This is a genomic window from Bdellovibrio sp. BCCA (genome assembly GCF_037996825.1).
GTDB lineage: Bacteria > Bdellovibrionota > Bdellovibrionia > Bdellovibrionales > Bdellovibrionaceae > Bdellovibrio.
In genome coordinates this window covers 1,478,303-1,491,654 of record NZ_JBBNAC010000001.1, presented here as the reverse complement: position 1 = coordinate 1,491,654, position 13,352 = coordinate 1,478,303, and the positions used below count along the sequence as shown (strand labels likewise).

Annotated in this window: 12 protein-coding genes; all 12 read left to right on the top strand. The window is 45.5% G+C overall.

Features of this window, described 5'->3' with window-relative positions:
• Positions 1-6: 6 nt before the first annotated feature.
• The 12 genes from gspD (at position 7) to AAAA78_RS07255 (ending at position 13,292) form a co-directional block, all read left to right on the top strand.
• Positions 7-2,301: a type II secretion system secretin GspD gene (gspD, locus tag AAAA78_RS07310; RefSeq protein WP_340591122.1), complete on the top strand. Its 2,295-nt coding sequence runs from the start codon at positions 7-9 to the stop codon at positions 2,299-2,301.
• A 5-nt stretch (positions 2,302-2,306) separates the two neighbouring features.
• Positions 2,307-3,998, top strand: coding sequence for a type II secretion system ATPase GspE (gene gspE, locus AAAA78_RS07305; RefSeq protein WP_340591121.1), 1,692 nt, complete (start codon positions 2,307-2,309; stop codon positions 3,996-3,998).
• Positions 3,999-4,066: 68 nt separating this feature from the next.
• Positions 4,067-5,284 carry a type II secretion system inner membrane protein GspF gene (gene gspF, locus AAAA78_RS07300; protein ID WP_340591120.1) on the top strand — a complete coding sequence of 406 codons (1,218 nt, stop codon included), beginning with the start codon at positions 4,067-4,069 and terminating at the stop codon, positions 5,282-5,284.
• A gap of 180 nt (positions 5,285-5,464) precedes the next feature.
• Positions 5,465-5,884, top strand: a complete 420-nt coding sequence (gene gspG, locus AAAA78_RS07295; protein WP_340591119.1) for a type II secretion system major pseudopilin GspG — start codon at positions 5,465-5,467, stop codon at positions 5,882-5,884.
• A 7-nt stretch (positions 5,885-5,891) separates the two neighbouring features.
• The gene (locus AAAA78_RS07290) at positions 5,892-6,479 is read left to right on the top strand and encodes a pilus assembly FimT family protein (RefSeq protein ID WP_340593630.1); all 588 of its coding nucleotides are present in this window, start codon (positions 5,892-5,894) and stop codon (positions 6,477-6,479) included.
• Positions 6,476-6,979 (top strand): type II secretion system protein, encoded by a 504-nt coding sequence (locus AAAA78_RS07285; protein ID WP_340591118.1) that lies wholly within the window; start codon positions 6,476-6,478, stop codon positions 6,977-6,979. The genes AAAA78_RS07290 and AAAA78_RS07285 overlap by 4 nt, the downstream gene beginning before the upstream one ends.
• The gene (locus AAAA78_RS07280; protein ID WP_340591117.1) at positions 6,979-7,827 is read left to right on the top strand and encodes a type II secretion system protein GspJ; all 849 of its coding nucleotides are present in this window, start codon (positions 6,979-6,981) and stop codon (positions 7,825-7,827) included. The genes AAAA78_RS07285 and AAAA78_RS07280 overlap by 1 nt, the downstream gene beginning before the upstream one ends.
• Positions 7,778-9,031, top strand: coding sequence for a type II secretion system minor pseudopilin (locus tag AAAA78_RS07275; RefSeq protein WP_340591116.1), 1,254 nt, complete (start codon positions 7,778-7,780; stop codon positions 9,029-9,031). The genes AAAA78_RS07280 and AAAA78_RS07275 overlap by 50 nt, the downstream gene beginning before the upstream one ends.
• A 345-nt stretch (positions 9,032-9,376) precedes the next feature.
• Complete coding sequence (gene pilM, locus AAAA78_RS07270) at positions 9,377-11,044, top strand: pilus assembly protein PilM (protein ID WP_340591115.1); 1,668 nt, start codon at positions 9,377-9,379, stop codon at positions 11,042-11,044.
• Positions 11,041-11,721, top strand: a complete 681-nt coding sequence (locus AAAA78_RS07265) for a hypothetical protein (protein WP_340591114.1) — start codon at positions 11,041-11,043, stop codon at positions 11,719-11,721. The genes pilM and AAAA78_RS07265 overlap by 4 nt, the downstream gene beginning before the upstream one ends.
• Before the next feature lie 2 nt (positions 11,722-11,723).
• Positions 11,724-12,689, top strand: a complete 966-nt coding sequence (gene gspN, locus AAAA78_RS07260; RefSeq protein WP_340591113.1) for a type II secretion system protein GspN — start codon at positions 11,724-11,726, stop codon at positions 12,687-12,689.
• 162 nt (positions 12,690-12,851) lie between these two features.
• Entirely contained in the window at positions 12,852-13,292 is a 441-nt protein-coding gene (locus tag AAAA78_RS07255) for a single-stranded DNA-binding protein (protein ID WP_340591112.1), read from the top strand.
• Positions 13,293-13,352: the final 60 nt, after the last annotated feature.

Sequence of the window (13,352 nt, the reverse complement as noted above, 5' to 3'; positions counted from 1 at the left end):
GGGAAAATGAAAAAAACCGTCAGCATAGGAATTGCTTCATTGATGACAGCCCAATTGGTGGGCCCCGCAGCGAATGCACAGTTTGAGGACTTTCCACCTCCTCCTCCACCACCGGATTTTGGCGATTCTGGCGGCGGACTTCCAAATCCGAGCGATTCATTCTCTTCAGGTCCTTCAGCAACGCCTGGTTCTAACAGTGGTTCGAATCACAAAGGCCCTGCTGGTGGCAACGAAGTCATGAACAAAAGTGCGAAAGAGAAATTTGCTAAAGCTCCGATTGAAGATATCAATAGCAAAAACTTTCCTGAGACGATTGAGTCTTTCGACTTCCCGAACGTGGAAATCACGGACATCATCAAAGCGATCAGTGAGTTGACAGGAAAAAACTTTATCATTGATCCAGGTGTGCGCGGGAAGATCACAATCATCGCACCATCTAAAATCACTGTTGCGGAAGCCTATAAAGCTTTCCTTTCTGCCCTTGCGATCAACGGTTTCACCGTGGTTCCTTCAGGCAGCTTCTTAAAAGTGAAGTCGGCAAGAAATGCTCAACGTGATAACATTGAGACTTTCTCTGGCGCTTATTATCCAAACTCAGATCAAATGATCACTCGTATCATTCACTTGAAGCACATTTCAGCAGCGCAAGTGAACAGAGATCTTCGTATTCTTCCGTCTAAAGATGGTGAAATGAATATCTATGAACCAACGAACTCGATCATCATCTCTGACTACGGTTCCAACATTGACCGCGTGATGAAAATCATCAGCCAGTTGGACGTCCCGGGATTTGAAGAACAACTTGAAGTTATTCCTATTAAGTACGCAAAGGCCAAAGATCTTGCGGACCTCGTTGATAAAATTGTTAACAAAGGAAATAAAACTCAAGGCGGCGCGCCAGGAACATTCACAGCGGGCGTTCCTCGTTTCTCTCGTTCTGCGGGAGCGACATCGCAACAAGGGGCCAGCTTCTTTATGGCGATCCCCGATGACAGAACAAACTCCATCATCGTGGTTGGAAATAAATCAGGTATCGTTCGTGTTAAAAAATTGATCTCTCAACTTGATTTCAAAATCCGCGCGGAAGAATCTGGCGGCGTTTATGTTTATCACGTAAAAAACGGCGATGCAGAAAAATTGGCACAAACTCTTCAAGGTGTGACGAAAGATGCTTCTCCAAAACCGCAAACAGGCGGCAGCATTCTTTCCCCTATCGGTGTCGGCGGCCAAATGCAGGCTCCGCAAGAGATCTTCGGTGGCGATGTTAAGATTGTCGGCGATAAAACGACAAACAGCTTGATCATCACGGCCAGCAAACAAGATTACGAAGTGGTTTTGAATCTTTTAAATAAAATCGACACTCCTCGCGATCAGGTTTTTGTTGAAGCGATCATCATGGAGATGAGTGCCAACGATGGAACGTCTTGGGGTATCGGTTACTACAAATACGGTGACTCTGGTTACGGTAAAGTAGGCTTCAACGGTATCGATAACTTGAATACTTTGTTAAGTCCTACAGGCGGAAACGGTGCCGTGATTGGTTTTGGTGAAGGTAAAGTTGTCGAGGTCACAGATCCTGTGAGCAAAACAAGCTTGAAGATCCCAAATCTTTTGGGCTTCATCAACTTTTTAAAGACAGCGAAAAAAGCCAACATCCTCTCCACTCCTCAAATTATGACTTTGGACAATCAAGAGGGTGAAATCGAAGTGGGTGATAAAGTTGTCGTCGGTAAGAATGCAACGACCGCTGGAACCAGTGGGGCCACTGTCGAAACTCCCATATTTGAAGATGCGACGATCAAGTTGAACTTAAAACCGTTCATCAGCCCGACGACGAATGCAATTCGTATGGAAATCAAACAACAGGTTTCTCAGCTTTCAACAGCAAGTACTCCAAAAGCGTTCCAAGACTCCACTCAGCCTTTGGCAAAACGTTCGATCAAAACTGTGATCAACGTAAACAATGGCGACACGGCGATTCTGGGGGGCTTGATGAGAGAACAAGACATCGAATCCGTGACGAAAGTTCCTCTTCTTGGTGACATCCCTATTTTGGGTTGGTTGTTTAAATCCCGCACGATTGTGAAGGATAAAACAAACATGGTGGTCTTCTTGACTCCGAGAATTGTGAGAAGTTCTGCTGATTCGAACCAAATCGTATCGAAAAAACTAGACGAGCGTCTTGATTTCATCAAATCTCAAGGTGGCGTGGATCCTTATGGTAAAAAGATGGATGAAATTCAACGTCGCGCTCAGGGCACTGCGAGCGATGTTCCAGCCCCTGCTATTGAAGAGGAATAATAAGAATGGCCTCCGTGGATATTCAAACGATCTTAACTAAAGCAACATCCCTAACACAGGACCAAGTGCGTTCTGTGTTAGCCAATCCTTCCGTGGTGAGACCCGTCACGGTGGGCGAAGCTTTAGCTGCGAAAGAATTTTCCACGGCGGATGAAGTCGTCGCCGATCTCTGCAAAGAATTGGGACTGGATTTTATTCGCGACATCCCTGTCAGCGATATCGCCGTCGACTTGATCCGAGACATTCCTATCAACTACGCAAAACAACACAACGTCCTCCCCTATAAGGAAGATTCAGATACCCTGATTGCTTTGACGAGCAATCCGGTGAATCTAAAAGCGTTGGACGATTTGAAAGTTCTTTTCGGAAAACGCGTGCGCCCTTTGATTACAACTACGAGCCGCGTTCAGGATGCGATCAATAAAGTTTACGAAAAAAGCACGGCGAATCTTTCGGGCCTTGATGAAATCGAAGACGAAGATTACGACTTGGATGATCCGATCGTGGATCTTCTTGAAGCCGGCGAAGATGATGCGCCGGTGATCAAGATGGTGAACAGTCTTCTGTTCCGTGCCGTCAAAGAAAAAGCATCTGATATTCATATTGAGCCTTATGAAAAAGACATGGTCGTTCGTTTCCGTACAGACGGTATTTTGTTCGACGTCTTTAAACCACCTAAGAAGCTACAAAACGCGATCACGTCCCGTATCAAAGTTATGGCGAACTTAAATATCGCCGAAAAACGTTTGCCTCAAGATGGTCGTATTCCTTTGAAAGTCGGCGGTAAAGATATCGATATCCGTCTTTCCACAGTGCCGACCGCCCACGGCGAGCGCCTGGTGATGCGTATTCAAGATAGATCAAGCATCGTTCTTGAGTTGCAACAGTTAGGATTCTCGACTGAAAACTTAGAACGCTTGGATGATCTTCTTTCACGCAGTTACGGGATCTTCCTGGTGACGGGACCAACAGGTTCTGGTAAGTCCACGACTCTTTACGGTGCTCTTTCAAAACTAAATAAACCCGATGTGAATATTCTGACTGTTGAAGATCCGGTGGAGCAACGTATCCACGGGATTGGCCAGGTGCAAGTGAACTCCAAGATTGGTTTAACATTTGCGGCGGGATTAAGATCGTTCCTTCGTCAAGACCCTGACATTATCATGGTCGGTGAGGTTCGTGACTTGGAAACAGCCGAACTTGCGATTCAAGCGTCCCTGACGGGTCACTTGGTTCTTTCGACTCTGCACACGAATGACTCGGCCGGTGCCTTCCCGCGTTTGATTGACTTCGGGGTTGAGCCGTTCTTGATCGCAACATCCATTCAAGGTGTCGTGGCTCAGCGTCTTGTGCGCGTTCTCTGCCCTCACTGCAAAGCGCCTTATGAGCCTTCTGATTTTGAATTGCAATTGATCGGTGTTAGCAAAGAAGAAGCGAAGAACTCGCACATCTGCCGCGCTATGGGTTGCAATCACTGTGGGCAAAAAGGTTATTCGGGTCGTACGACGATCAGTGAACTTTTGGTTGTGACAGATGACATCCGCTCTTTGATCATGCAAAGAAAAGATGGTAACTCTATCAAAAGACTTGCTGTGCAAAACGGAATGAAAACATTCCGCGATCACGGTATCGCCAAAGTGCTTGCGGGCATTACGACGATTGAAGAACTGACATCGAATACACAGTTGGATATTTAGGCGGCGGCAGCCGCGCAGAGTGCAGCGGCCTCGGGTCGCGGAACTGAAGCAGTTAAGGAATTTGGACAATGCCTATTTTTGAGTACAAGGGCCTCACACGAGACGGAAAAAACGTAAAAGGAGTCATCGACTCTGAGAATTTGCGTGCGGCTCGCGCTAAACTCAAAAAAGACAATGTCTATGTCGTTGATATTCGCGATAAGAAAAAAGTGGACCCTAAAAAGAAAAGCGGTCCGCGTTCTACAAAAAAAATCGGCGTTAAAGAATTAGCTTTGATGACTCGTCAGTTGGCGACGTTGATTAAAGCCAATATTCCGTTGGTCGATGCTTTGACGGCAGTTTCCGAACAAGTTGAAAACCCGGTTTTATCTGAAGCCATCGCGGACTGTAAGAACATGGTGAATGAGGGTTCTCCCCTTCACAAGGCTTTGGCGAAATATCCAAATATCTTCACAAATATTTACATTTCAATGGTGGAAGCCGGCGAGATGTCAGGAAGCTTGGACGTCATCTTAATGCGTCTTGCGGAATTTACCGAAGCGCAAGCAGATCTTCGCGCGAAAGTGTCCAGTGCGATGACTTATCCCATCATCATGCTTGTTGTAACGATGGGTCTTTTAAGTTTCCTTTTCATTTTCTTGATTCCAAAAATGGTTGTGGTCTTTGAATCTGCACCGAACTTGCAGCTTCCTTGGTACACGGTCATGTTGATTGATGCCAGCCAGTTTATGGTGAATTACTGGTATTTGATTTTTGGAAGTATCTTTATCGTCATCTTGCTTTTCAGAAACTGGAAGAATACTCCTGCGGGACGAAACCAGTGGGATGCGATTTCACTCAAGCTCCCTATTGTTGGCCCCACTGTTCGCATGGTCGCGGTTTCTCGCTTTACTCGTACCTTGGCGACATTGCTGAATGGCGGTGTTCCGATGCTGGCGGCTATGGACATCGTCAAAAACATCGTGAACAACCACGTTTTAGCGATGGCGATTGATGAAGCGCGCAGCAATATCTCTGAAGGGGAATCTATTGCGGGTCCTTTAAAAAAATCCGGTCAATTTCCACCGATCGTGATTCACATGGTGAACATTGGTGAAAAAACCGGCGAACTTGAGAACATGCTTTCACAAGTTTCTGACGCCTATGACTTCCAAGTGAAAAACAAATTGGAAAGTCTCACAAGCCTTATGGGTCCCGTCGTTATCGTGCTGATGGGTTTTGCGATCGGTATGATCGTGATGGCCGTGATGGTACCGATGTTCGAAATGGCGAATATTGCGGGATAGCGCGCAGACGCCACTTTGGAACCTCAAGTAATTCATCAACAATCTTTCCTAACCCGCCCAAGGTCGAAGGGTAAATAATTTGAGTTCTCAAGTTGCACGCGTTTCATAGAAACATTCGACCGATGCTTTACCTGGGTACTGGCTTCTGCTATTCTCAACATCTGTTAACAAGGAGTATGTATGTCTCTTCTTAAGAATCGCAAAGGTATGACACTGATTGAAATCATGATCGTCCTTGCAATCATCGGTAGTATCGTTGCCCTCCTCTTGCCAAGCTTGACTGGTCAGTTGGATAAATCCAAAGTCAAAGAAACTCGCATTAAAATGACTCAAATCGTGCAAGCGCTTTCTATGTACTACACAGATTGCGGCAAATATCCTCAAACTTTGGAAGGCCTTGCGAAGCCGGATCCAAACTGCTCAAACTGGGGTCCTGAACCTTACTACACAAAAGGTTTCAAAGACCAATTCGGTCACGATTTCGTATACGAACTTGAAGGCAGTGAGTTCTCTTTGAAATCTTTGGGTAAAGACGGCCGCGAAGGTGGCGATGGTTACTCTAAAGATATCTCTCTAGAAGATCTAGATAGCAGCAAGTAGGAGCGTGATGTCTCGTAAGGGATTTACTCTTATTGAGGTGATGATCGTTCTCGCAATTTTGGGGGCCGTTCTTCTTGTGGGAATGCCCCGTATTTTTAAAACAAATACGAATATCAAATCTGTTGCTAGGCACTTCATCGTACTTAGCAAGGACATCCGCAACAAAGCCCGCCTCACAAATTCCACTTACCGCCTTGTGATCGATTTAGATTCTCAAGACGGACAATACTGGGTGGAGAGAGCCAACGGACCACAGCCCGTCGATCCTGAAGCTTATGAAAAAGCCAAAGAAAAAGAATCAGAAAAAAAAGAAGATGCACCACCGCCTCTTTTTCAAATCGATAAATCTATAACAAAAAAAGAACAGACTTTACCTGGAGGACTTCGTTTTGGCTCGGTAGAAACCGCCAATATGAAAGCCCCTTTAACTTCGGGCATTGCCTACGTCCATTTTTTTCCAGAAGGCTTTGTTGAAGCCGCTGCCGTGCAAATCACGAATGGAAATAATTTAACTTGGACGCTTGTTTTTAATCCTTTAACGGGTCAAGCTGATATAATAGAAAAAGCTTCTTCGTTAAAGGATGTTCAAAGGTGAAAAAAAACGGATTCACATTGATCGAGACCATCATGGCAGTGGTCATCCTTGCTTCGGGACTTCTACTTTTGTCGAATTCCTGGAGCGGAAGCTTTATGCGTCTTCGTAAGACGCAACTCTCTACGGAAGTCTCTGCCCTCTTGGAAAGAAAAATGGTGGAGATCGAAATGGAGTACGCAGGCAAACCACTTGATTCCATTCCTGAAGAAAAAGAAGACGACTTCGGCTCTGAATATCCCCAGTACTCTTGGAAAATGGAAACCAAAGAATTTGAAGTCCCCGACTTTTCAGCGACTCTCACCGCACAATCTGGCGGAGCTGACGAATTGACTTTAACTGTGATGAAAACTTTGGCGGAGCATTTAGGAAAATCCGTTAAAGAAGTGAAAGTAAGTGTGATCTACAAAGGCGGTAAAAAACCTTTGCAGTTCTCTGCCACTCAATACTTTGTCGACTACGATAAAGAAATCCAACTTCCTGCCATGCCGGGGGCGCAATAGTGAAACGAAATCGCCTTGGCTTTACTATGATTGAACTGATGATCACGATCTCAATTTTGGGAACGTTGACGGTTCTGACGGCGCAAGCCATCAGTCAGGCGATCAAAGCCAAAGTCAAGTTGCAAGATCAAATCGACGACGTCTCTCGCATGAGAGATGCCATGCGCCTTATTGAACGCGATATTAATCTTGCCTATCACTATCGCGATATTGAAAAAGAGCTGGAGCAGATTCTTAAGAAGAAAAATAATCCAAATCCTCCTCCGGGAGGAGCAACTCCACCACCTGGATCTATTCCCAATGAAAATGATCCTGCGAACCGCAGAGAAGTTCCGCGCCGAGATCCAGAAACACACTTTGTTGGCGCCAGCGACACATTAAGTTTCGTCACAATGAACAACGCACGCACTGTGCGCAATGTTCAACAAGCGGACTTCATCGAAGTGGGATATTCACTGAAAGATTGTAAAAACCTACGCGACGATAAAGCGTCTTCGAAATGCCTATGGCGCCGAAGTTCCCCTTATGTGGATTTAGATGTCACAAAAGGTGGCGACGAAATTGTTCTTCTAGAAAATGTCTCTGAATTCAAACTTCGCTACCGTGGCAAAGGAAAACAAGACTGGGTCGGCGACTGGCGCACAGACGCTGGTGGTGATGGCGCCACAAAAGGAAAATTCCCGCAAGCCGTGGAAGTTTCTTTGACGGTAGAAAAGAAAGTAAAAGACAGAAACAAAAAATATTCGATGCAACTGATTGTCCCGATCCACTTCCCTAACAATTCTGAGGAGGGTGCAAATGCGCAAAATCAAAGCTCTTGGCCGCCAGCTCAACCGCCCACTGAGTAATAATCGCGGGGTGGCTCTCATGATCGCGATCGCAGCGATCATGCTTATCATGTATTTCGCAATGGAAGTTTCTTACGACTCCAATGTTGAGTATTTAGTAAACTCACAAGGCCTCAACCGTGTGAAAGCATATTACGCAGCAAAATCAGGAATGCAGCTAAGCCTTTTGCGTATTAAAATCTATCAACAAGCCCAAGATAAATTCGGCGCACAGTTGGGTAACAGTGCTCTGCTCGATCAAATTTGGAAATTTCCATTTGCATGGCCATTGCCAATTCCAGACGAACTGAGCGCCGTTGATAAAGATAATTTCAAAAAAATCTTTAAAGAATCTTCTATGGATGCAAGCTACATTGCAACAATCGAAGATGAAGGCTCAAAGATCGATTTGAATGACTTAAACTCCCCATCAAAATCTTTGCAAGAGTCGACAAAAAAACAACTGCTCAATATTTTTGAACAGAAAAAACAAGAAGACGAACAATTCGCCCGAGACTACAGCAACACCCGCTTCGATGAATTGGTTAACAACATCGCCGACTGGATGACTCCAAAAGCAACGTCCCTCAACGGCGGCGACAAAAGAGCCAAATACGGCGAACTGAATCAACTGTCGCAATCAGATTACTATCCACCCAATCGCGGCTTCAGAACGCTAGCGGAACTGCATATGATTCCCGGAATGACAGACGACTTCTACAACTTGCTAGAACCCAGAGTCACCATCTACGGAATGAAGGGAATCAATCCCAACCTAGCAACCAAAGACGTCTTAAAATCCCTAGACCCAGGAATGACCGAAGAAGCCGTCACAGCCATCATCAAAAGAAGAGAAACCGAATCCGAAGGCGGTCCGTTTAAATGCGACAAAGACGGCGGCAGCGCCGACTTCTGGAACTTCGTTCAACAAAACACAAGAGTGCGCCTCATGGGCGACCCTAAAGACATTCCATTAACATGCGACACCGTCATGAATTTCAAAATCAAAAGCACCGGAGAATTCGCCGGCGCCACGAGAGAAATCACGGCGATTGTGATGGATTTGAATAAATCTGCGACAAAAATAAAGTCATTCACAGATAAAGAAAAACAACCAGATCCGAACGATAAAAACAAAACGGATCCAAACCAAAAAAATCAACAAGCGCAAAAAGACAAAATCCCAAAGGGTCCGCCAAGAATTGTCTATTGGAACGAACGCTAGACTTTAGTTTAGCTCACTCACTCATTTTTCAATCAGCAGAAACAGTTTTCCGATCTTCCACCATCCATGAGTCAGCCGTTTCCCGGCCATCGTGGCCGGGAAAGAAAAGTATTCTTCATTCTTCTTCAAAAGCTTTCGCAGAAGGCGCCACGCTGAGGTCTTTTACCGATTGGCTGGTAAGTATAGTTTAAATTACCGCCCTTCGGTGGCGCCACGATGGCGCGAACCGAGGTGCAGCCTCGGCACCGACTGAGCCTGGAAGGCGTGGCGGTAATTTAAACTATACTTACCAGCCAACGTCGCGTAAACTTTAGACTAAAAGCGTGTTCATGGAGGAGCATAGCGGTGAAATCACTCGGCATAGACATAGGTTCTAGCAGCATCAAAATTGTCGAAGTGCAAAACACTTCGAAAGGTTTTCAAGTGTCTCAATTCGTTGAGCACCCGCTCAACATCGCACTTGGAGCTGACCAAGAACTTGAAATCATTGAATTCCTCCGCAGTTTCGTAAGTCATTACGATCCGAATCAAACACGCTTTATCCTGGGGCTTCGCCAAGACCGCGTGGCCATTCGCAATAAGTTCTTCCCTTTCAACGATCGCATTAAAATTTCTAAGAGCTTGGCTTTTGAATTGGAAGAAGACATTCCCTTTTCTTCGGACAACGCGATCTTTGATGCGAAAATCATTCGCACTGTCGGTGGCGGCGCTGAAGTCTTAGCTTGTGCGGCTCCGAAAGTTCACGTGCAAAACTGCATTCAAAGAGCGCAAGATGCGGGTATTGATCCGTTTTTAATTTCCGCTGAAGGCACTGCTTTTGCCAACGTTTTTGAAAAGTGGAACGAAGCTCCCCCTGCACTACTTCCTCCAGCCATTCCGATTGATGAAGAGGCCAAACCCGTTCGTCACGTGCAATTGGTTTTAAACATGGGGCACACGCGCACGCTTGTGAGCGCTTTTGAAGGAAATTCTTTAATCGCCGTTCGCTCTGTTTTGTGGGGCGGAAAAAATATCGCCGAAGCGATTTCTAAAAAATATGAAATTCCGTTTTTAGAAGCGATGAAAGAGCTGCAAACGAAAGCCTTTATTTTGACAAACAAACAAGGCGCTACGTTTGACCAAGTGACTTTCTCAGACACGATTGCCAAAAGTGTTCGCGAGATGGCGCGTGATCTTCAGCTTTCAATCTTGGAACTGAAAAGTGAATTCAATGCACACATTGACATGATCAATCTCAATGGCGGCGTTTCACAAATTCAAAACCTGGGCCCTTTCTTGACTCAGATTTTAGAAGTCCCGGTGAACCGCACTTCTTCATTGGATTTGGTTCCGAATGTTCTTTTTGAACGTTCCGTGCAAAACGGAGCTAAAGCCGGTGTGGCTTTGGGTCTTGCAATTGAAGGTTTTAAAAAACCGCGCAATCCTCCGATCAATTTCCTTCGTGGTGAGTTTGCAAAAGAAAATCACCAGATGAAAATGTTCTGGGAAAAATGGGGCCACACTTTCAAGATCGCAACAGCGGCCTTGCTGGTTCTTTTCGTTTACACTTCTTTACGCGAAAGTTTTTCCTTAAGTCTTGCTGATCGCACACAGGAAGTTTTGAAAGACCAAGCCAAAGCCGTTGCGGGTCTTAAAGGTAAAAACGCTTCGGAAAGTGGCATTCGTAAATACATTCGTGAAAACAAAAAGCGCGCCGCCGATCTTAAAACATTGGCGAGTGTCGCAACGATGAACTCCGCTCTTGATATCGTGAAAAAGATCAACGATGCGACTCCTCCGAAAAATTCTGTGACGTTGGATGTGCATCAACTGCAAATCGAAGACACGCAAGTGGTCATGCAAGGCTATGTCAGCTCTCCGCAAGAAATGTCGCTTTTGCAACAATCACTCACGAATATCACAACCGATGGTCAAGTGAAGACGCAAAGATCTACATTGGGAACTCTTCCTGGAAAAACAGCTTTCTCTTTCAGCTTTAACGTCGATCGCGGTATCCAAAAGGTGACAAGATGAATTTAGATGATTTGAAAGATAAATTAGTTTCTGATGCCCGCGTCACTTGGGAACGTATTCAAGAAAGCGGCACTTACAATCAACTGCGCGACCGTTACGAAAACATGTCGCCGTCCATGCAAAAGGTTACTTTGGTGGGTGGAGCGGCGTTGATTGCGTTTATGATTCTTTCCGTCCCCTACCGTTACTATTCACAGTCTCAGGAGTACGTTGGAGAATTTGAAGGAAAGCGCATGACAATTCGCGAGCTTCTTAAAGTCAGCCGCGAGTCTTCAGATATTCCGCAAATCCCGCAAGCCCCTAGCATGGACATGATTCGTTCCAGCGTTGAAAATCAAATTAAAAACGCGAATCTTTTGCCGGAACAAATCAAGGGTACGGAAGTCGCTGATAACAATTCCAAGGTGATTCCTAAAAATCTGACAGAAGGACTTTTGCAAGTGAGTCTTGCAAAGCTCAATCTGCGTCAGGTTTTGGATTTGGGTTATCAATTTCAAACGATCAATCCCAGTGTGAAATTAAAAGACATGGTGATGACGGCCAATCGTGAAGATGCCCGTTATTTCGATGTCGTTTACAAATTGGTGGCTCTCGCTGTTCCGGCAGCTCCGGAGCCTCCTCCGGAAGTTCCTGCTCCTCGTGGGAAGAAGAATCGTAATAACTCTGGAGGCGAATAAGCATGGAACAATTGCGCTCGCTGATTCAGCTTATTCGTAAGGGCAAAGGCAAGATCTTCGTAATGGTTGTTTCCGCCTTGGTGTTCTTGTTCGTGCTTTTCCCGTTTGACGATTTAAGTGATTTGATTTCTTCGCAGGTGTCTAAACTTTCAAACAATTCAGTTTATTTGCAGTTTGAAAGATTGAAGATGAGCTTGTTCCCGCAACCGGGTGTGCAAATGGATCAAGTGTATATTGAATCCATTCGTACTCCGGCTCTCTCGGCTCAAGAGCTTGTGATTACTCCGTCAGTATCGGGCCTCATTGCGCAAAAACCTTATGGCCACGTTTCTGCTAAAGGCCTTTTAAAAGGAGACGTGGATCTTCACGTTGGCAAAGGCACACGCACAGAGAATGGCGTTGAAAGACATCGCATTGAACTCACAGCAAAGAAAGTTTCTTTGCATGATTTGCGTGAACTTGCGAACTTGCCTGTTTTGTTAAAAGGTCAGTTGAATTTGGAAACGACAGCGTTGGCCGATCTTTCTTTTCAGGAACAACCTGAAGTGGAAGTTGATATGTCGATCAATAAATTCGAATTGCCTCCGTCAAACGTCAACACACCGATGGGTCCTTTGACGTTACCGGATTTGAAATTGAGCACAGTGGAGCTGAAAGGCCGTTTGGCAGCCGGTCGTTTTGTTATTGAAAGTGGAACCATTGGGAAACCAGGCGATGAGCTTTACGGAACGATCAAAGGCAACATTGGTCTTACGATCGTCAACCGTGGCGGTTCTTTTGGTCAGCAGATTGGCGCTTATAACTTTGAGATCGATTTGAAAGCTCGTAAGAGTTTCCAAGATCGCGCCGCTTTATTTCTATCCTTTATTGATGGCTATAAAACACCCACCAGTGAAGGCGCTCAGTATAAGTTCAAAGTTTCAGCGACAAATCCTATGATGCCGCCGAGCATTGGAGCCGCGCGTTAGTCCGGCTTTAGTCTCCCCTATGGAACCCCTTCTAATTTAAACTGAGAAGGGGTCTGCCTAAATATTGCTCATCCTATTCCACAATAAAAATGCGGTCTGAAGTCCATTATTGACTTCGATCATAAAGAGAACAAAAACCAAATGGTTTAATTTGGAGGGAATATGTCAGGTGTAAATAAAGTCATTCTAGTAGGTCGTTTGGGCGCTGATCCAGAAGTAAAAGCTATCGGTAGCGGCAGCACTGTAGCTCGTCTTAACATCGCAACAAGCGAAACTTGGGTTAAAGACGGTCAACGCCAAGAAAAAACAGAATGGCACCGTGTAACTGTATGGGGCAAACTTGCAGAGATCTGCGGTAAGCACCTTGCAAAAGGTCGTCAAGTTTACGTTGAAGGTAAACTTCAAACACGCCAATGGGAAGACCAACAAGGTCAAAAACGCTACACGACTGAAATCGTAGCAAGCACAGTTCAATTCTTGGGTGCCGCTGGTGCAGAATCTGGCGCAGGTCGCTCTTCTTCATCTGCAGGTAACGACGATTTCAACTTCCAAGATTTCGGTCCAGAACCTAGCTTCAACTCTAACGATGAGATTCCGTTCTAGCGCGCACGCGCACAGTGCTGAAGCGACGACAGTCGCGTAAGCTGGAGTAGCTCGTCTTTA